The following is a 17,993-nucleotide window of genomic DNA, read 5'->3' as shown; positions in this document are numbered from 1 at the left end:
CGATCCGCGCGGAGGTCGTTCCGTGGCGCCGGTCCACGGACTAGCGTGCATGACCATGCCAGTTCCGATGATCACGGAGGTTCCTGCATGAACGTGTCGAGACGGGTGCTGCTGGCGGCGGGCGCGGGAGCGGCGGGCGCCGTGGGTGTCGCGGGCACCGCCTCCGCGAGCGGTGCCGGAGCCGGCGGCGGACCGCGGCTGCGCACCGGCTTCGAGCGCCTGGCGGGCGACGGCTACGCGCTGCTCGACGGCCAGAAGGTCGGCATCGTCACCAATCCGACCGGCGTCACCCGCGACGTCCGGCACATCGTGGACGTCATGCACGGCGACGAACGCGTCGACCTGAAGGCGGTGTTCGGACCCGAGCACGGCTTCCGCGGCACCGCGCAGGCGGGCGGCTCGGAGGGCCGCTACGACGACCCGGCGACCGGACTCCCGGTCTACGACACGTACTTGAAGAGCGGTCAGGCGCTCGCCGACATCTTCACGGCGTCCGGCGTCGACACGGTCGTCTTCGACATCCAGGACGCGGGCGCGCGCTTCTACACGTACATCTGGACGCTGTACGACTGCATGGAGGCGGCGCAGCTCGCGGGCAAGAAGTTCGTCGTCCTGGACCGCCCGAACCCGGTGACCGGCCGCAACGCCTACGGACCCGTCCTGCACAAGGAGTTCGCGACGTTCGTCGGCCGCCGCGAGATCGCTCAGGCGCACGGCATGACGGTCACGGAGCTGGCCCGCCTCTTCAACGGCGAGTACCTCACGCACCCGGTGGAGCTCGCCACGGTCACGATGTCCGGCTGGAAGCGCCGCGACTTCTACGACGCGTCGGGCCTGCCGTGGGTCCCGCCGAGCCCCAACATGCCCACCCCCGACACCGCGTTGGTGTACTCGGGGACCTGCCTGTTCGAAGGCACGAACCTGTCGGAGGGGCGCGGCACCACCCGCCCCTTCGAACTCCTCGGCGCCGAGGGCATCGACCGGAAGTGGGCCGCGGCGGCGAACGAACTCGCCCTGCCCGGTGTGCACTTCAGGGAGGCGTACTTCGCGCCGACCTTCTCCAAGTTCCAGGGCAAGACCATCGGCGGGGTCCAACTCCACGTCGACGACCGGGACTCCTTCGACCCGGTGCGCACCGGCATCGCGCTCCTGGTCACGGCCAAGCAGGTCTGGAGCGGCTTCGCCTGGCGCTCGGACAACTGGATCGACAAGCTCACCGGGTCCACCCAGGTCCGCACGATGATCGACGCGGGGGCCTCGACGGACGAGGTGGTCGCGGCGTGGCAGAAGGAGCTCGCGGCATTCAGGGACGTACGGCGCAAGTACCTCATGTACAAGTGACGGCATCTCGGCATCCGGGACGCCCGTCCCAGAATATTGACTGAGCCGTACACGGACAATCAGAGTCGGTCCGTGCTCAAAGACGACTCAACCAGGGAAGACGCCGCGGTGGACACCGCCCCGGCACAGGCCTCCGAAGCGTCACAGCCGGAGAGCCTGCGCCGGGTCGCGGTAGCCAGTTTCATCGGCACGGCCATCGAGTTCTACGACTTCTACGTCTACGGAACGGCCGCCGCGCTCGTCCTCAACGACGCGTTCTTCCCGAACCTCTCCGACCTCAACGGCACCCTCGCCTCCTTCTCCACGTACGCGGTGGCGTTCGCGGCCCGCCCGATCGGCTCGCTGGTCTTCGGCCACTTCGGCGACCGGGTCGGGCGCAAGTCGGTGCTCGTGGCGTCCCTGCTCCTGATGGGCCTGTCCACGGCGTTCGTCGGACTGCTGCCCGGCTACGGCACGCTCGGCGTATGGGCACCGATCCTGCTCGTCCTGCTGCGCTTCCTCCAGGGTGTCGGGCTCGGCGGCGAGTGGGGCGGGGCGGCGCTGCTCGCGGTGGAGCACGCGCCGCGCGGCAAACGCGGGCTGTTCGCCGCGTTCCCCCAACTCGGCCCTTCTGTCGGCTTCTTCGCGGCCACCGGCATCTTCTGGCTGCTGTCGGAGACCTTGTCCGACGACGCGTTCAAGTCGTGGGGCTGGCGCGTACCGTTCCTGCTCTCCTTCCTCCTTGTCGCGGTCGGCCTGTTCGTCCGCCTGAAGATCAGCGAGACGCCGGTATTCAAGAAGGTGATGGACAATCAGGAGGCCGCGAAGGCACCGGCGTTGGAGGTGTTCAAGCGGCACCCGAAGGAGATCCTGCTCGGCGCGGGTGGCATGATCATCGCGTACGGGCTCTTCTACACGGCCACGACGTACTGCCTCGCCTACGGCACCAAGACCCTCGGTGTCCCGCGCGGCACGATGCTCACCACGCAGCTCGTGGCGTGCCTGTTCCTGGCCGCCGGCACCTGGCTGGCGGCGACCCGCTCGGACGCGGGCGGACGGCGCAGGACGGTGCTGATCGGCTCGGGCATCGCGATCGTCTGGGGCCTGGCCCTGTTCCCCCTGATGGACTCCGAGCAGCCGGTGCTCATCGCGCTCGCGCTCGGCGGCGCCCTGTTCTGCATGGGTGTGGTGTACGGCCCGATGGGCGCGTACCTGCCGGAGCTGTTCGCGGTGCGCGTGCGCTACTCCGGGGCGTCCTTCGCGTACAACCTGGGCGGTGTGCTCGGTGGCGCGGTGGCCCCGCTGGTGGCGACGCGGCTGCAGAGCTCGTTCGGCTCGGCGTCGGTGGGCTGGTACGTGAGCGCGATGGCGGTCGTCTCGCTGCTGTGCGTGCTGGCGCTGCCGGAGACGCGGGAGCGTGAACTGGCCTGACTCGCCCGGTTCGGGCGGACTTTGACCCACTCTCTGGCCAACCCCCGGGCACAGCGGGACGATGCGGCACACCGCACGGACGACTTGCCACGGGGGTTTCGCCATGGCCGCTGTACCGGAAGTTCACGTACGTCCCTACTGGGAGCTGACGTTCGACGCCGACGGGGATCCCGACACCGGGCAGCGCGACCGCCTGGTGCGCGAGGTGCGCGAGCGCGGGGTGCGGGACCTGGTCGTCTTCGCGCACGGCTGGAACAACGACCGCTCCCTCGCGACCCGCCTCTACGGCCGCTTCTTCGCCCCGTTCCCGTCCCTCGCGCCCGACGCGCGCCTCGGGTACGTGGGAGTCCTGTGGCCCTCGATGCGGTTCTCGGACGAGCCGATCCCCGACTTCGACCCGCAGGCCGCGGGGGCCACCGCGGCCCCGCCGCGCACGGCGCTCGACAACGGGACCCGGCGGGCGCTCGGCACGGTGTTCGCGGGGAGCGGCGCCGTCGTCGACCGGCTGGCCGGGCTCCTCGGCGAGCAGCCGGAGGGGGCGTTCGACGAGTTCGGCGGTCTGGTGCGGCAGTTGACCGGGGTGCGGACGGACGGGATCGCGGCCGACACCGTGGCGGAGCTGTCCGCGCACAGCGCGCTCGCGATGTTCCAGAAGGACACCCACCGCGTCTGCCTGGAGTTCGCCGACGCCCTGGAGGAGACGGCGCGAGGCGTCACCTCGTTCGCGCTGCCGAGCGGGCTGACCAAGGCGTGGAAGGGCGCGCACGAACTCCTGCGCCAGGCGACCTACTACGCCATGAAGAAGCGTGCCGGGAGCGTCGGGCAGAAGGGCCTCGGCCCGGCGCTCGGGCGGCTCGCGGCCGAGGCGCCGGACGTGCGGGTGCACCTGGTGGGGCACAGTTTCGGGGCGCGGCTCGTGTCGTTCGCGCTGGCCGGACTGCCGGCGAAGGCGTCGAACGTGAAGTCGGTGACGCTCCTTCAGGGCGCCTTCTCGCACTACGCGTTCGCGCGGCGTGGCGCCCTGAACGGCCAGCAGTCGCGGATCGACGGCCCGTTGGTGGGCTGCTACTCCGGTTTCGACACGGCGCTGAGCGTGATGTACCCGCTGGCGTCGCGCCTGGCCGGCGACGACCGCGGAGCCGTCGATCTCGGACTGCGCTGGGGCGCCCTGGGCCACGACGGCATCCTGGACGTGGCCGGCACGGTACGGAAGTCGCTGGCCGAGGTGGTGCGGGGCGGCGTTCCGGGCGCGGGATGCGTGAGCGTGGACGCGTCACAGGTGGTGCGCAACGGGCCGCCCCCTTCGGGCGCCCACAGTGACATCTGCCACGAGGAGCTGGCGCGGGTCGTCCTGTCCGCGGGAAAAGTGATCTAGGGCCTGCCCGGCGGATCAGGTCGCGTTCCGGGTGGCCCGCGACAAGATCCGCCGGACACGATCCAGGGACGCGGAGCCGCAATTGACACGGCCCCGCGTCCCTCGCAGGGCTATCGGTGCGCCGGGAACTCGACGACCTGCTGGTACGTCGGCCGGTTCTGCCACTGCATCGAGCGGTGCGTGATCCCGCCGAGCGCCCGGTGGACGATGGTGTCCGCACACCACTGGTCCCCGGCCTTGCAGGTGTCGTCCCCGGGATAGACCTCGGTGGCCGGCTTGGCCACCGCCGTCGCCAGGGACTTCAGGAGCACGTCACGGCACGCCGACAGGTCCCCGGCCCCGCAGTACGTGTCCCCCAGCTTCCCCCGTACCGGCGCTCCGAGCACCGTCCGGAGGTCCTTGTCGACGTAGCCCCACCAGCCGTACTGGAACGAGGACCCGGCGTGCGCCCCGGTCGGCCCGTGCCCGGCGTTCGGTGCCTCGTCGACACTGAGTTCACCGGTCAGCGCCTTGTACAGGTCGTCGCCGAGCCCCGGCTTGAACTCGGCCTCGACCAGCAGTGGCCACCAGGCGTCCATGATGCGGACGGCGTCGGGGTGCGCGTACGTCTTGGACCCGGCGGACGTCTGGTTGCGCTGGGCGCCCGCCTTCTGCCACGCCTCCAACTGCTGGACGGCCTTGTTCAGTTGCGGGTCGTCCACCGCCTTGCTGCGGATCACCTTCAGGATCTCCGGCAGCACCTGCTCGCCGCGCAGGTCGGTGACGGCCGCCTCCTCCATGGCCCGGGTGAGCGAGGCGCGGGTGACACCGCCCGCGGCGGTGAGCTGCTTCACGCGGCCGTCGAGCAGGTCGCCGCGGTGCACGGCGCCGTAGCTGAAGTTGGCGCCGCTGAAGTCCTTGGCCTGCCTGTTGTTCCAGGAGATGTAGTAGTCCTGGTTCAGCGAGTTCGGGTGCTGGGACGGCGGCGTGTACGCGGCCGTGTTGTCCGCCGGGTCGAAGTCCCGCCATTCATAGGCCGGTTCGGCCTTCACCGGCATCGACGTGTCGATGCCGTCCGCGCGCACCGGGTTGCTGCCGCTGTTGTAGTACGCGATGTCGCGCGAGTCCGCGTAGAACCAGTTGAAGGCGTAGCTGATGTGCTGCGCCGCCTTCTCGAAGGTCTTGGCGTCCGTGACGTACGACGGGTCGTTCAGCATCTGGAAGCCGATGATGGAGTCGGCCTCGTGGCGGTACGTGGAGCGCAGCGAGGTGTACGCGACCGGTTTGCCGTCGACCGTCGCGCGGTGCGTGACGATGCCGTACTTGGTTCGGAAGACCTGCATCCGGTAGGAGCCCGCGGCCGTGGAGTCGGCGACGGTCGGCTTCCAGGAGTTCTTCTTCTCCAGCTTCTCCATCGGCGTGCAGGCGCCGCGGTACAGGTACGACGTGGAGTCCTTGGTGGGCGCACCGCCGCCCGGCTCGCACAGCTGGACCGCGTACGTGTCCGTGATGTCCTGGCTCGCCGAGGTGGCCGACCAGGCGTAGTCCTGGCCGCGGCCGAGCTGGATGTACATGCCGACACCCGCGAAGGAGACGCCGCGCGCGCTGATGCCGGGGCCCTGGAGCTCCTGCATCATCAGCAGTTGCGGCGCGAAGTAGCCGGTCTGCGGGCCGAACACGGCGACCGGGTGACCGGAGGCGGTGTGCGCGCCGGAGACGAGCAACGCGTTCGACATGCCCTTCTTGGAGGCCGAGTCGGCGCCCTTGAACAGGTCGGCGGGGAGCACCCCGTCGTCGAACATGCCCTGCAGCGGCTTCAGCTTCTTCGGCGCCTTCACCGGGTCGGTGGGCACGGCCTTGGTGGACGCGGTCGCGGCCGAGCCGGTGCGGTCGTAGACCAGCGGTTCGGAGCTGACCGAGCCCCTGTCGGGGAGGGCCTGCCCGCGCGGGTTCGCCGGCTTCTGCCCGTACGGGAAGCTGGTGCCGTCGTGGATGGTGGTGACGGCCTCGGGGTCGTCGCGGCCGCGGAACGACTCCCAGACCTGCGTCCCCTTCTCGACGCCGTACTTCTCCTGCGTCTGCATCAGGGAGAGGGCCTGGCCGACCTCTCCCCCGCCGCCGTTGCCGAAGAGACCGCCGACCACCGAGGCGAGCGCGATCATGTCGGTCACCTTGAACGGCTGGATCTCGCCGATGTTCGTGATCGCGTCGACCTTGCCGGTCAGCACGTACTCGCCGGGGAAGTAGCGGCCGTTCTTCGACTTCACGCGGTAGGCGTTGAGGCCGTCGATGTAGGCCTGCGCGTCCTCCATGGCCTGCTCGCCGCGCGCGCCGCCCTTGGTCTTGATGAAGTCGACCTGCTGCTGCAGATCCGCCTCGGTGTACGGCGCCTGCGGCCAGAACTCCTGCTCGAGTCCCTGGTTCGCGAGGGCGCCTCCCGCGAAGGACGTCAGCTCGCCACGGCCGATGTGCCGGAACAGGTCGATCAGCCACATACGGTCCTGACCTGCGGCGAAGCCGGCGCCGAACTCGGTTCCGTAGCGCGTGGAACCTTTGATGTGGGGTACGCCGTTCTTCTTGTCACGGGTGATTGTCACGTCGTCGCGGGGGCGCGTGACGGACGCGACCTGATCGTCCGGTACGCCGAAGGAGGAGTCGTTGAAAAAGTTCGAGAGTGTGTCGTCCGTGAGCGACGGGTAGCCGGACGACAGAGCGTCATAGGGGCCGAGCTGATCGTCCGCGTGCTGCGGTTGCGTGCCGAACAGCTTGTTCCCGAGGATCTCGGCGAGCGTGGCACTGCCGTTGGCACCGGGCGGCAGGATGTCCGCGCACTGCCCTTCGCAGTAGTCGGTGACCGGTACGGGTTCGTCGGCGGCAGCGGCCGTCGTCGGTGTCGTCAGTGGGGAAAGCAGTCCCGCGGTGAGCACGAGGGCCGCGGTGGCCGTAAGTCTCCGCAGAGGGCCTCGTGACCGTCCGGCCGCTCTGTGCAGGGTGGTTCGTGGAATGCGTCGTCGCATGCCTGGTCCTCCCGACGATGGATGTGCCGGACGTTACCGGCGGTTAGCCAACGACAGAAGATGAACATGCGTCACGTTTTCGGAATCATCACAGGGATCACTCAGCTAGTCCCCGGCCTCAGAGGGTTCCGCTGATGGACCCCATCGGAAATCGGATGGGATTCATCGGCCCTCGGAGGGATCCGAATCGCGTGTCGATACGTCTACTCGGCGACGTCGCTTCATGGCTGCGGCGACGCCGACGTACGTGTGACGGAGGTGCAGGGCGATGGCTGGATTCCGGAGTCTGGCAAGACAGGTGCGCGATCCGCGCAACGATCTGGCACTGCGGCGCTACTCACTGCGCAAGTGCCTCGAGAGATTCGCCCCCTACGGGCACCGGGCGACCTGGGACCATCTGTGCTCCCGGGCCGGCTTCGGCCCCGAGGACCGCTCCCCCGACCCGGCCCGACTGGTCGCGGCACTGGAGGAGCTGGAAGAGGCGCGGGCCGTCTGGCTCGCGTACGAAGTCGCCTTCGCCGAGCGCAGGCGCAAGGAGAAGCACGACGGGCTGCGCCGCCCGGGCACGGTGGACGACTGGCACCGGCTGACCTGGGGCGGCTTCGGAGTCGCCTGGTGCGACGACCCGTCGGTGCACCCCGGTGGGCCGCTCGCCGATGTTCTCCGTCGGCTGATCGCGGCTCTGGAGCGCGACCCGGGCGACAGCTGCCCGGTCTGCGCCGGCAGCGGGCTCGTCTGGAAACACGACCTGGCGCACGAACCGTCGTCGGGTCCCGTCTGCACCCACTGCGGCATCGTCGTGCCGCGGCCCGTCCTCACACCCGTGGCCCTGGCGGAGGCCAGGCGGGCACGGCTGTTGGTCTCGGCATAGCCGACGTACAGCGCGACGGGGGTGCGGATCGCGCACCCCCGATTCTTCTCACGCGTCGGCGAGCGAGCCCGGAATCTCTTCGAGCCGCGCGCGGTCGAGCAGGTGCCGCGGCAGGTACGGGTGGTCCGTGCCGACGGGGAAGTCCATGTCGTACGCGAGGCAGGCCAGGGCGAGCGGTCCGAGTGCCACGCGGGCGCGCGGCGCCGCGCTGTCGCCCCAGTAACCGCCGTGCTGGGCCAGGGCTTCGGCGAGCGCTTCGGTGAACTTGTCGTGCTCCTGGGTGAGCACCCGGTGGAAGAGCGCGATCGGCTGATAGTCGACGGAGTTGAGGAAGTCCTTCGGCGCGAGCGTGGCGACCTCGGGGTACGAGGCGTCCATCGCGGCGGACAGGCTGCCCACGACGTCGTCGATGGGCCGGTGCTGCCAGAAAGCCCGCAGCGTCTCGACGAAGTGCAGGACGTACTCGTCGACGGGCGTCTCCCCGCCGCGCAGCGCGTCGAGCGGAACCTGGCACAGCCGGTCCGTGCGTGCGCGTTCACGGGTGATGAGGGTGAGGTAGAACGCGTCGAGCCAGGCGCGGGCGTCGCCGTGCGCCTCGGGCCCGGCGGCGGGCACCGTCAGCTGCCGCTCCCCCAGCCGCGTCGTGACCTCCTCGGTCTCGGCGAACAGGGCCGTGCCGAGGTGCAGCGCCGTCACCCAGGCGTCCCAGGTGTCCAGCTCGCTCGCGGGCGGGTCGGTGACGGCGTGCGCGTGGGCGAGGGAGACGGCGGACGCGAAGGCGGCGGGCAGCCCGTCCTCGGCTCCGATCGACTCGGCGGTGGTGGCGGTGAGTTCGGCGATCTCCGCGGCCGGGGCCGAGGTGACGAGCCGCCCGGCCCGGTCGAGGCCCCGCAACGCCCTCAGCACCGCGACGAGTTCGTCGGGCGGCCGCTGCGTGAAGGTGCGGGTCTCGTGGTCGATGACGGTGAGCGAGGTGAGGCGCCCCTCGTGCCACCAGTAGACGCGCGGTGACAGCGAGCCCGGCCCGTCCTCGTGGGCCTTGAAGGCGTACGTGGCGAGGTCGTTGACGGCGTCGACCGCGCTGCCGTCGACGATCGGGTGGAACGCGAGCAGGTGCCGGGTCGGCACGACGACCAGCGCGCCCGCCTCGGGCATCCGCTTCCCGGTGGCCTCGGCGACCAGTTCGGGCAGGATCAGCGCCTTCGTGGAGACGAACGGCGAGTCCCCGTACACCGAGTACAGGACGGGATGTCCGTCGAGCCGCACCTCTTCGCACCGCACGGGTTCCCGTACGAGGTTGCGCTCGGCCGCGGCCCAGAGCGCGTCGGCGCCGGCCCGTTCCACGTCGGCGTCGGTGAGCAGGCGCACGGAGGTGGGGGCGTCGAGGGCGAGGGCGAGGTTCAGCCCGTCGGCGACACCCCGCAGGTATCCGAACCCGTCGGCCATGTCGGCGGGCACGGCGCCGGGCGCCACGAGCCGCAGGCATGTCCGCTCCAGCAACTCCTCGGCGCTCTCCCCGCCTTGGGACGCCTCGGCCAGGTGCGTGAAGAACGCCTCGACCGTCGCGGGCCACTCCTCCTCGGGCGCGACCCGGCAGCGCTGCGCCAGATTCGTGAGCGGGTGGCGGTGTCCCTCGGACTCCGCCGTGTCACCGGCCACGGCGGGGTGGGCGCCGGTGCGGGCGCGCAGATCGGCGGCGACGAGGTCGCGCAGGCGGTCGGCCTGCGCGGTGGTGAGCGGGGGCAGGTGCGGGTCAGGCGTGTCGTGTGCTGTCACGGTCCGACTCTACGAGGCGTTCCTCGAGCGCGTCGGCGTCGGGCAGGAACCACAGTTGCCGCCCGCGGTTGCTCTCCCGCACGAAGTCGGCGAGCGCCGCGCTGGCCTCGACGTATCCGGATACGTCGCCCAACACCGCGAGCCCCATGCGGTAGTTGGCGAACTTCTGCACGATGTCGCCCGCCACGCGCGTGCGCAGCCGGAAGAAGTCGTCACCGCACCGCTCGACGGGGACCGCGACCCACCGCGCTCCCCGGTATCCGGCGTCGCCGATCAGGTCGAGGGCGGCGCGCTCGTCGCCGAGCGGCGGCCCGTCGGGACCACAGACGAGGACGGGGACGCCCGCCAACTCCCGGACGGTGAAAGCCTGTTCTGTCATCGCGAGTCCTCCACCAGCGTGTCGACGATCTTCAGCAGTTCGGCGGCGTCGGCGAGGCCACCGAGGACGACGAGCTTCAGGGCGGCGCGCTCATCGTCGTACACGGTCTCGACGCGCAGCCGCCCGCCGTCCCTGCGGCTGTTGGCGCTCGCGACGACGGTGTTGGACAGGCGCATCGCCTGCTGCGGGCCGACCCCGTCGACCTGGACGATGACGGAGGCCTCGGCGTGCGGCGCTCCGGCCGGGCGCGCGGGCGCCGCCGGAGCGCCGGTGAAGGCTTCGAGGTCCTCACGGGTGACGCGGTACCGGCGGCCGACCTGGGTGGCTTTCAGCCGCCCGTCGCGGACGTAGCCGCGCACGGTCCGGACGTGGAGACCGAGGAGCTCCGCGACCTGATCGAGGGAGTAATACTGTCGCTGCACTCCCCGAAATTACCTCACCGCGGAGGCATGAGGGAATTTTGAGGTAGTTGAGGTAGGTGAGGTGGTTCTACGGCGTGATGACGTCCGTCTGGATCGCCAGCTTGAACTCGGCCAGCGTGATCGGCACCGCGAGGGGCGTGTCCCCCCGGCGGGCCGAGACCTTCAGGCCGACCGGGGTGCCCGGGTGCACGAACATCTGCCAGGTGTAGGAGCGGTACTGGCCGCCGCCGGTGGCCGAGATGTCGGTGGTGGCGGTCGAGTCGTAGCGGGTGGAGAGGTTCAGCGGGTCGCGCACGAAGCGGGCGCGGTACTCGGTGGCCCTCTCGTCCGCCGCCCAGAAGACGAGCGCGGACAGGGTGGCCCAGCCGTCGTGGCTCGGCCAGATCAGGCCGGAGCGGGCGTCCGGGTACTTCGAGGTGCCTCCGCCGCCGGCCGGGTCGTGCATGTTCCACGGGTCGTACGACTCCTCGCCCTTCTCGTACGGGAACCGCACGAGGTGGTAGCCGTCGCCGTCGTACGTGATCTTCTGCGCGCCCGAGCGGGCGGCCTCGTACTTCAGTGAACTGATCGCGACTGTCATGCCTTTGAACTCCCCGTTGTCAGTGCTCGATGGCACCATCGCTCGCATGGTGTTCGTACAGGTTTGCCCGAACGGCGCTCGGGGCGCGGAGGACGGGGCGGTGGTCCCGCTGTCGCCGGGCGCGCTGGCCGAGGCCGCGGAGGCGGCGGTCGCCGCCGGGGCGTCGGATGTGCATGTTCACCCCAAGTCCCCTTGTGGGCAAGACACGTTGTCGCCACGTTCGGTTGCGGCGACGCTGGACGCGATCCGGGCGCGGGTGGCGGTTCCGGTCGGGGTGACGACGGGCGCGTGGGCGGAGCCGGACCCGGTGGCGCGGGTGGCGCGGATCCGTTCCTGGACGGCGCTGCCGGACCACGCGTCGGTGAACTGGCACGAGGAGGGCGCGGAGGAGGTGGCCGCGGCACTCCTCGATCGCGGGGTGGGCGTGGAGGCGGGGCTGTGGTCGGGCACGGACGGCGCGGAGCGGTTCGCCGCGTCGCCGCTCGCGGGGAAGGTGCTGCGGGTCCTGGCCGAGGTCACGGACCCGGATCCGGACACGGCCGAGGCGTCCGCCCGTACGTTGCTGAGATCGATCGGCGACGCGCGGGGCAGACCTGTGCTGCTGCACGGCGAGGAGGGCGGCAGCTGGCCGGCGCTGCGGCTGGCCGCACGGCTGGGCCTCGCGACCCGGATCGGCCTTGAGGACACCCTGCTGCTTCCGGGCGGTGAACGGGCGGGTGGGAACGGTCAGTTGGTGGCGGCCGCGTTCTCCCAGTACGTGTCGGCCCAGCGCTCGTCGTAGGGCAGCGCGAGCAGCCCGATCCGGGCGACGAGGCCCGGGTCGGCGCCGACGGCGCGCAGCCGGTCCGGGGCGTGCTCGACGAGCCACGCCTGGAACTCGGCGACCGGCTCGGGCCGGTCGAACCACTGCCACCAGAAGAAGACGCTCTGGCCGTAGTCGTCCTCCAGCAGGTCGAAGTCCCAGGCCGCGCAGGCGGACGCGAGCGCGGCATCGGCGGGTCCGCCCAGCGGGTCCCTGGCCCAGCGCTCCAGGAGCGGCGTGATGGTGCCGCCCATGCAGGCGGCGTAGGAGAAGGCGTCGTCGATGCCGTACGGCGCGGCGGGCCCCGCGCTCAGCAGGTCGTCCCACCAGGCGTCGATGAACTCGCGTACGGCGTCGGCCTGTCGGCGGGGCCAGGTCTCCGGCCAGTAGGTGCGGCCCAGGCCGCAGGACGCGTAGCCTATGGACCCGCCGTCGCCCCCGTAGGCGAGGTGCTGCGTGAACTGGGGCAGCAGGCGGCGGATCACGGCCGGGTGGTCGGTGAAGTGGTCGGGGACCTTGTGGAAGAGGCTCCACAGCAGGTCCTCGGGCAGGGGCGCGTCCGGTACGTGCAGCAGCGCGATGTCCGACTCGCCGTAGCAGTACAGGCAGCCGGTCTCGTCGGCGGGCACGGTGGCGCCGCCGAACACCTCGCGGACGCGGGCGAGGGCGGCGGTCAGGCGGGGGCCGAGAGGCCGGGGAGTTGTCATGGCCGGGCGACGGTAGCAGCCGTAAATCGGCTCGTTCCAGCCGTTTCTCGTCCGGACAGTGGGCGGCGACGAGTGCCCACCGGGCACCGGAGAGCACGGAGGAGAGTCCGCCGCCATGTCGACACTGCGCGTCACCGCCGAGACCCTGACCATCCACCCGCACCCGAACGCCGACGCCCTGGAGCTCGCGCAGGTCGGCCTGTACCGGGCCGTCGTCGCCAAGGGCGCCTACCGCACCGGGGACACCGCCGTGTACATCCCGGAGCAGTCGGTCCTCCCGGCCGCGCTGATCGAGGAGTTGGGTCTGACCGGGCGGCTCGCGGGCGGCAACGCCGACCGGGTGAAGGCGGTGCGGCTGCGCGGGGAGCTGTCGCAGGGGATCGTGTGCCGGCCCGGGGCGCTGGCCGCGGTCGACCTCTCCGTGGCCGCCGCCGACGGGACGGACTTCGCGCAGGCGCTGGGCATCACCAAATGGGTGCCGCCGATCCCGCCGACCATGAACGGGGACGTCGAGGCCGCGCCGGACCTGCTGCCCTGGGTCGACATCGAGAACATCCAGCGCTTCCCCGACGTGTTCGCGCCCGGTGAGCCCGTGGCCGTGACCGAGAAGCTGCACGGTTCCGCGTGCCTGGTCACCTATGTGGCCGCCGAGGAGCGGGTGTACGTGTCCTCGAAGGGGTTCGGCGCCAAGTCCCTCGCCCTGAAGGAGGATCCACGGAATCTGTACTGGCGGGCGGTGCGCGGGCACGGCGTCCCGGAGGTCGCGGCCCGGCTCGCCGAGCGGCTCGGCGCGGCCCGCGTCGGGATCTTCGGCGAGGTGTACGGGGCCGGGGTGCAGGACCTGGCGTACGGCGCGGACGGCCGCGGCCGGACGCTCGGGTACGCGGCCTTCGACGTGTCGGTGGAGATCGGCGGGGCAGTGCGCTGGCTGGACGCGGCCGAGGCCGCCGGGCTGCTCGACGGTGAACTGCCGTTCGTGCCCGTGCTGTTCACCGGCCCGTACGACACCGCTCGCGTCCTGGAGCTGGCCTCCGGGCGGGAGACCGTGTCGGGCCGCGGACTGCATCTGCGGGAGGGCGTCGTGATCCGGGCCGCCGCCGAGCGGTACAGCCCGGTCACCGGCGGGCGGGCCGTCGCGAAGGCGGTCAGCCCGGCGTACCTGACCCGCAAGGGAGGCACCGAGTACGAGTGACCCGACTCCCGGACCTCTGGCGCCCGGGGATCAGCGGCCGCCGTCGCCCATGACCTGGACGTGGTCCGCTATGCCGACGACCAGGACGCGGGTGTCGGGCTCCAACGGGCGCCAGCGGTGCGGGAGTTCGGCGGCGCAGTACAACGTGTCGCCGCGCTCCAGGACATAGTGCGCGCCGTCCACCTCGACCTCGGCCGAGCCGTCGGCGACGTACAGGATCTCGTCGCCCCGGTGCTTGAACTGGCGGTCCCAGTCGTGGGTGCCGGTGAACTCCAGGGCGTGCAGCCGCTGGTGGCCGCGGACCAGGGGGCGCATGCCGTCCTCCGTCGCGGAGCGGGCGTCGGCCCGTACGACGTCGACGGGCCGCGGCGCCTCCGCCGAGGCGAGCAGTTCCACGGCCGTGGTCTCCAGGGCGTCGGCGATGCGCTGGAGGGAGGCCATGCTCGGGCGCGAGCGCCCGTTCTCCACCTGGCTGAGGAACGGGACCGAGACGGCGGCCCGGCGCGCCACCTCGGCGAGCGTCAGCTCCAGGGAGCGCCGCCTGCGCCGGATGCCGGGCCCCACGCGCGGGGCTTCGTCGCCGCCGCTTCCCTTGCCGTCGTTCATGAACTTGTAACGCCCTCTCGTCCGGTCCTGGTTCCCGAGCACCCTACCGCCGTGGTTAACTCCTTCACTGTCACTTAAAAAAGTTAACCGCACTCGGGAGGCCCCCATGGCTCGTGTGGACCAGAACCAGCGCCGCCGCCGCGGCACCGGCCTGATCGCCCTGGACGAGGACGCCGCGTACGGCGGCTACACGCTCTTCGCGCCGCTGACCGGCACCGGCGAGGTGTACCTCATCGACCTGCACGGCGAGGTCGTGCACCGGTGGAACCTGCCGAACCGGCCCGGACGGCACGCCCGGATCCTCCCGAACGGGAACCTCGCCTACAACGGCGTACTCCCGGACGAGCCCGCGCTCTTCCCCATGTGGCACAAGTACCGCGGCGGCCTGATGCAGGAGATCACCCCCGACGGCACCGTCGTCCGCGAGTACCGCGACCCGCTCCAGCACCACGACGCGCACCACTACGGCGACGGCCGGATCCTCTACACGGCCCTGGAGCCGCTGACCGGTGACGCCGCCGCCGCGGTGCGCGGCGGCGTGCCCGGCTCCGAGGCCGGCGGCACCACCGTGTGGGCCGACACGATCGTCGAGGTCGACGCCGAGGGGAACCGCACCTGGGAGTGGAAGGTCTCCGAGCACCTCGACCGCGAGGGCTTCCCGCTCCACCCGGACTACGCCCGCGAGCACTACCCGCTGATCAACAGCGTGCTGCCGCTCGCCGACGGCACCGTCCTCGCGAGCTTCCGCTCGGTCTCCGCCGTGGTCGTCATCGACCGCGCCACGGGTGACATCGTCTGGCGCTCGGAGCCGGGCGTCGTCTCGCAGCAGCACTGCCCGACCGAGCTGGAGAACGGCAACGTCCTCGTCTTCGACAACGGCGTCTTCCGGCCGCACTGGGACGTGCCGTTCAGCCGCGTCATCGAGATCGAGCGGTCCAGCGGCAAGATCGTCTGGGAGTACCACGACCCGGCCCGCGAGTCGTTCTTCGCGCCGTTCATGGGCAGCGCCCAGCGCCTGCCGAACGGCAACACCCTGGTCACCGACTCCCCCGCGGGCCGCCTCTTCGAGGTCACCGCGGACGGCTATCTGTGCTGGGAGTACATCGTCCCGTTCTTCGGCGGCTACTCCGAGGAAGAGGTCCGCCGGCTCTTCCCGTCCGAGCCGAACGCCGTGTTCCGCTCGTACCGCTACTCGGCCGCCGAGCTGCCCTGGCTGAACCGGTGACCGCCACGACGGCGCCTCCCGTCGAGCCCGTCGACGAGGTGCTGCCGCTGCGCCGCCTCGTCCCCCTCGCCTGCCAGCACGTGCTGGCGGGCGTGGCCGCGCCCGTCTCCTCCGTCATCCTCATCGCGACGACGCTGAAGCTGTCGACCGGCGAGACGGCGTCCTTGCTGAGCGCGACCCTCGTGCTGTGCGGGGTGGGCGCGCTGCTGCAGTCGCTCGGTGTGCGCGCGCTGCGGGTCGGGGCCAGGCTCCCGTTCCTCATGCTGCCGGGCGGCGCCGCCGTGGCGATCTTCCTGCAGATCGCGCAGGAGTACGGCCCGGCGACGGCCTCCGGCTCCGTCCTCGTCGCCGCCGCGTTCCTGCTCTGCGTCCTGCCCTTCTACGGGCGTCTGGTGCGGCTCTTCCCGCCGCTGGTGATGGGCACGACGGTCGTCCTCATCGGCATCAACATGATCAAGGTGACCGCCCCGATGGTCGCCTCGGGCCCGGGCCTCGGCTTCGCCACGCTCGGCGTCATCGGACTGTTCTTCCTGGTCCTGCGGGGCGTGTGGCGACAGATGGCGGTGCTGCTCGGCCTGGCCGGCGGGACGCTCCTCGCGGTCCTCACCGGCACCGAGCTCCAGGTCGCGCACGGCGGCACGTTCGCGCTGCCGGAGCTCTTCCCGTACGGGACCCCGCACTTCGACCTGCTCGCGGCCGTTCCGCTGCTCGTCTTCGCGCTCGCCTCGCTCGCCGAGGCCACCGGGCAGACCGTCCTCAACAGCGAGGCCGTGGGCCGCGCCCCCGACCCGGGCCGCGACGTGCCGCGCATCGCCCGCGCCGACGCACTGGTCTCGCTCGCCTCCGGCGTCTTCGGTACGTCGCTGATGGTGACCAGCGCCGAGAACATCGGCATCGTCCAGCTCACGCGCGTACGCAGCCGGTTCGTGACGGCGGCGGCCGGCGTGCTGCTCATCGTGTGCGGGCTGCTGACACCGCTCACCCGGGTGCTGGCCGCCATCCCCGCGCCGGTGGTGGGCGCGGCGGGCCTCGTCATCTACGCCGTCATCGCCGTGATGGGCTTCGGCATGCTCTCCCGTACCGATCTCTCGCACGGCACGGACAGCGTCGTCATCGCCCTCGCGCTGGTGATCGGCATGCTCCCGATCGTGGAGCCGACGATGTACGCGGACCTGCCCTCCTGGGCGCGCACGCTGTTCGGCAGCGGGGTCGCGGCCGGGGCGATCGCGGCGGTGGTGCTCAGCGCCGTCTTCCGCGCGCTGGGCCCCAAGGTCACGACGCCGCGGGACGCTCCCGGCGCTCCCCCATCAGACGCGAGCCCGTGAGTCGCTCGCCGAAGACGTCGTCCGGATTGGACAGCACACAGGTGTCCAGGGAGAGGCAGCCGCAGCCGATGCAATCGGTGAGGTGGTCCCGCAGCCGCCCCAGCTGCCTGATGCGCTCGTCCAGTTCGGACCGCCAGGTCCGCGAGAGGCGCGCCCAGTCCTCCTCGTTCGGGGTGCGCTCCTCGGGGAGTTCGGCGAGCGCCTCGCGGATCGTGGCGAGGGGGATGCCGACGCGCTGAGCGGCCCGGATGAAGGCGACGCGGCGCAGGGTGTCGCGGCAGTAGCGGCGCTGGTTGCCGGCGGTGCGACGGCTGGTGATCAGGCCCTTGGCCTCGTAGAAGTGCAGCGCCGAGACGGCCGCGCCGCTGCGCGCCGCCACCTGGCCGACGGTGAGCTCGTGGAACTTCTCCGGGATCTGTGGCACCCGGTCGAGCCTAGTGGTCGGGCCGCTCCGTTGTTAGCATGCTGAGCAAGCGCTTAGACATTCCAATGGTGGAGGTTGTGAAGATGGCGGAGCCGCGGGTTTTCAAGAACGTCGACGAACTGAAGGCAGCCGCCGGCGAGCAGCTCGGCCACAGCGACTGGGTCGAGATCGAGCAGAGCCGGATCGACCGGTTCGCCGAGGCCACCGGCGACCACCAGTGGATCCACGTGGACCCCGAGCGGGCCAAGGAAGGGCCGTTCGGCACAACCATCGCGCACGGTTACCTGACGCTGTCGCTGCTGCCGCTGTTCGGCCCGCAGCTGCTCGCGGTCGAGGGTGTGAAGATGGGCGTCAACTACGGGACGAACAAGGTGCGTTTCCCCGCGCCCGTCCCGGTCGGCTCCCGGCTGCGCGCCACCGCGAAGATCACGTCCGTGGACGACGTGGCGGGTGGCGTACAGGTCACCGTGGCGTTCACGGTCGAGCGGGACGGCGGCGACAAGCCGGTCTGCGTCGCCGAGTCGGTGTCGCGCTACTACCTCTGACGGGCCCTGAAGGACCC

Annotated in this window: 17 protein-coding genes; 9 read left to right on the top strand and 8 right to left on the bottom strand. The window is 71.2% G+C overall.

Annotation, left to right across the window (positions count from 1 at the left end):
• Positions 1–87: 87 nt before the first annotated feature.
• The 3 genes from B072_RS0125750 (at position 88) to B072_RS0125740 (ending at position 4,126) form a co-directional block, all read left to right on the top strand.
• Positions 88–1,341: an exo-beta-N-acetylmuramidase NamZ domain-containing protein gene (locus B072_RS0125750; RefSeq protein ID WP_018532832.1), complete on the top strand. Its 1,254-nt coding sequence runs from the start codon at positions 88–90 to the stop codon at positions 1,339–1,341.
• 108 nt (positions 1,342–1,449) lie between these two features.
• A complete protein-coding gene (locus tag B072_RS0125745) occupies positions 1,450–2,751 on the top strand; it encodes an MFS transporter (protein ID WP_018532831.1) in 1,302 nt (433 codons plus the stop codon).
• Positions 2,752–2,854: 103 nt separating this feature from the next.
• The gene (locus B072_RS0125740) at positions 2,855–4,126 is read left to right on the top strand and encodes a hypothetical protein (RefSeq protein WP_018532830.1); all 1,272 of its coding nucleotides are present in this window, start codon (positions 2,855–2,857) and stop codon (positions 4,124–4,126) included.
• A gap of 110 nt (positions 4,127–4,236) precedes the next feature.
• On the opposite strand, the gene B072_RS0125735 is transcribed toward B072_RS0125740, so the two are convergent.
• Positions 4,237–7,122 (bottom strand): penicillin acylase family protein, encoded by a 2,886-nt coding sequence (locus B072_RS0125735; RefSeq protein WP_026246301.1) that lies wholly within the window; start codon positions 7,120–7,122, stop codon positions 4,237–4,239.
• A 268-nt stretch (positions 7,123–7,390) separates the two neighbouring features.
• On the opposite strand from B072_RS0125735, the gene B072_RS0125730 reads away from it, so the two are divergent.
• Positions 7,391–7,993 carry a hypothetical protein gene (locus B072_RS0125730; protein ID WP_026246300.1) on the top strand — a complete coding sequence of 201 codons (603 nt, stop codon included), beginning with the start codon at positions 7,391–7,393 and terminating at the stop codon, positions 7,991–7,993.
• A 48-nt stretch (positions 7,994–8,041) separates the two neighbouring features.
• Here B072_RS0125730 and B072_RS0125725 read toward each other — a convergent pair whose 3' ends face one another.
• The 4 genes from B072_RS0125725 to B072_RS0125710 form a co-directional block, all read right to left on the bottom strand.
• Complete coding sequence (locus tag B072_RS0125725; protein WP_018532827.1) at positions 8,042–9,769, bottom strand: immunity 49 family protein; 1,728 nt, start codon at positions 9,767–9,769, stop codon at positions 8,042–8,044.
• A complete protein-coding gene (locus B072_RS0125720) occupies positions 9,747–10,148 on the bottom strand; it encodes a DUF4180 domain-containing protein (protein WP_018532826.1) in 402 nt (133 codons plus the stop codon). The genes B072_RS0125725 and B072_RS0125720 overlap by 23 nt, the downstream gene beginning before the upstream one ends.
• The gene (locus tag B072_RS0125715) at positions 10,145–10,570 is read right to left on the bottom strand and encodes a helix-turn-helix domain-containing protein (RefSeq protein ID WP_018532825.1); all 426 of its coding nucleotides are present in this window, start codon (positions 10,568–10,570) and stop codon (positions 10,145–10,147) included. The genes B072_RS0125720 and B072_RS0125715 overlap by 4 nt, the downstream gene beginning before the upstream one ends.
• A gap of 67 nt (positions 10,571–10,637) precedes the next feature.
• On the bottom strand, positions 10,638–11,150 hold the full coding sequence (locus B072_RS0125710) for a hypothetical protein (protein ID WP_018532824.1): 513 nt from the start codon (positions 11,148–11,150) through the stop codon (positions 10,638–10,640).
• Positions 11,151–11,196: 46 nt separating this feature from the next.
• Between B072_RS0125710 and B072_RS0125705 the strand changes: the two genes are divergently transcribed.
• A complete protein-coding gene (locus B072_RS0125705) occupies positions 11,197–11,931 on the top strand; it encodes a 3-keto-5-aminohexanoate cleavage protein (RefSeq protein WP_043244730.1) in 735 nt (244 codons plus the stop codon).
• On the opposite strand, the gene B072_RS0125700 is transcribed toward B072_RS0125705, so the two are convergent.
• A complete protein-coding gene (locus B072_RS0125700) occupies positions 11,877–12,659 on the bottom strand; it encodes a hypothetical protein (protein WP_018532822.1) in 783 nt (260 codons plus the stop codon). The two genes, B072_RS0125705 and B072_RS0125700, sit on opposite strands and share 55 nt — an antisense overlap.
• A gap of 115 nt (positions 12,660–12,774) precedes the next feature.
• Between B072_RS0125700 and B072_RS0125695 the strand changes: the two genes are divergently transcribed.
• Complete coding sequence (locus B072_RS0125695) at positions 12,775–13,851, top strand: RNA ligase (ATP) (protein WP_018532821.1); 1,077 nt, start codon at positions 12,775–12,777, stop codon at positions 13,849–13,851.
• A gap of 30 nt (positions 13,852–13,881) precedes the next feature.
• Here B072_RS0125695 and B072_RS0125690 read toward each other — a convergent pair whose 3' ends face one another.
• Positions 13,882–14,457 (bottom strand): helix-turn-helix domain-containing protein, encoded by a 576-nt coding sequence (locus B072_RS0125690; RefSeq protein WP_026246297.1) that lies wholly within the window; start codon positions 14,455–14,457, stop codon positions 13,882–13,884.
• Positions 14,458–14,563: 106 nt separating this feature from the next.
• On the opposite strand from B072_RS0125690, the gene B072_RS0125685 reads away from it, so the two are divergent.
• On the top strand, positions 14,564–15,682 hold the full coding sequence (locus B072_RS0125685) for an aryl-sulfate sulfotransferase (protein WP_026246296.1): 1,119 nt from the start codon (positions 14,564–14,566) through the stop codon (positions 15,680–15,682).
• Positions 15,679–17,007, top strand: coding sequence for a uracil-xanthine permease family protein (locus B072_RS0125680; RefSeq protein ID WP_018532818.1), 1,329 nt, complete (start codon positions 15,679–15,681; stop codon positions 17,005–17,007). Before B072_RS0125685 ends, B072_RS0125680 begins: the two co-directional genes overlap by 4 nt.
• Here the strand turns inward: B072_RS0125680 and soxR are convergent.
• Positions 16,955–17,431 (bottom strand): redox-sensitive transcriptional activator SoxR, encoded by a 477-nt coding sequence (gene soxR, locus B072_RS0125675; RefSeq protein WP_018532817.1) that lies wholly within the window; start codon positions 17,429–17,431, stop codon positions 16,955–16,957. The genes B072_RS0125680 and soxR overlap by 53 nt on opposite strands.
• Before the next feature lie 83 nt (positions 17,432–17,514).
• Between soxR and B072_RS0125670 the strand changes: the two genes are divergently transcribed.
• Positions 17,515–17,976 (top strand): MaoC family dehydratase, encoded by a 462-nt coding sequence (locus B072_RS0125670; RefSeq protein WP_018532816.1) that lies wholly within the window; start codon positions 17,515–17,517, stop codon positions 17,974–17,976.
• Positions 17,977–17,993: the final 17 nt, after the last annotated feature.

The organism is Streptomyces sp. HmicA12, from assembly GCF_000373565.1.
Lineage (GTDB): Bacteria > Actinomycetota > Actinomycetes > Streptomycetales > Streptomycetaceae > Streptomyces.
Note: the sequence above shows the minus strand (reverse complement) of the source record. Positions and strands in the feature narration are given on the sequence as shown.

What these genes read in the sequence shown, in the direction of transcription:
- B072_RS0125685 (WP_026246296.1), top strand. Translation starts at nt 14,564, where the DNA reads ATGGCTCGTGTGGACCAGAACCAGCGCCGCCGCCGCGGCACCGGCCTG.
- B072_RS0125730 (WP_026246300.1), top strand. Translation starts at nt 7,391, where the DNA reads ATGGCTGGATTCCGGAGTCTGGCAAGACAGGTGCGCGATCCGCGCAAC.
- B072_RS0125710 (WP_018532824.1), bottom strand. Translation starts at nt 11,150, where the DNA reads ATGACAGTCGCGATCAGTTCACTGAAGTACGAGGCCGCCCGCTCGGGC.
- B072_RS0125700 (WP_018532822.1), bottom strand. Translation starts at nt 12,659, where the DNA reads ATGACAACTCCCCGGCCTCTCGGCCCCCGCCTGACCGCCGCCCTCGCC.
- B072_RS0125735 (WP_026246301.1), bottom strand. Translation starts at nt 7,122, where the DNA reads ATGCGACGACGCATTCCACGAACCACCCTGCACAGAGCGGCCGGACGG.
- B072_RS0125690 (WP_026246297.1), bottom strand. Translation starts at nt 14,457, where the DNA reads ATGAACGACGGCAAGGGAAGCGGCGGCGACGAAGCCCCGCGCGTGGGG.
- B072_RS0125740 (WP_018532830.1), top strand. Translation starts at nt 2,855, where the DNA reads ATGGCCGCTGTACCGGAAGTTCACGTACGTCCCTACTGGGAGCTGACG.
- B072_RS0125670 (WP_018532816.1), top strand. Translation starts at nt 17,515, where the DNA reads ATGGCGGAGCCGCGGGTTTTCAAGAACGTCGACGAACTGAAGGCAGCC.
- B072_RS0125695 (WP_018532821.1), top strand. Translation starts at nt 12,775, where the DNA reads ATGTCGACACTGCGCGTCACCGCCGAGACCCTGACCATCCACCCGCAC.
- B072_RS0125720 (WP_018532826.1), bottom strand. Translation starts at nt 10,148, where the DNA reads ATGACAGAACAGGCTTTCACCGTCCGGGAGTTGGCGGGCGTCCCCGTC.
- B072_RS0125705 (WP_043244730.1), top strand. Translation starts at nt 11,197, where the DNA reads ATGGTGTTCGTACAGGTTTGCCCGAACGGCGCTCGGGGCGCGGAGGAC.
- B072_RS0125750 (WP_018532832.1), top strand. Translation starts at nt 88, where the DNA reads ATGAACGTGTCGAGACGGGTGCTGCTGGCGGCGGGCGCGGGAGCGGCG.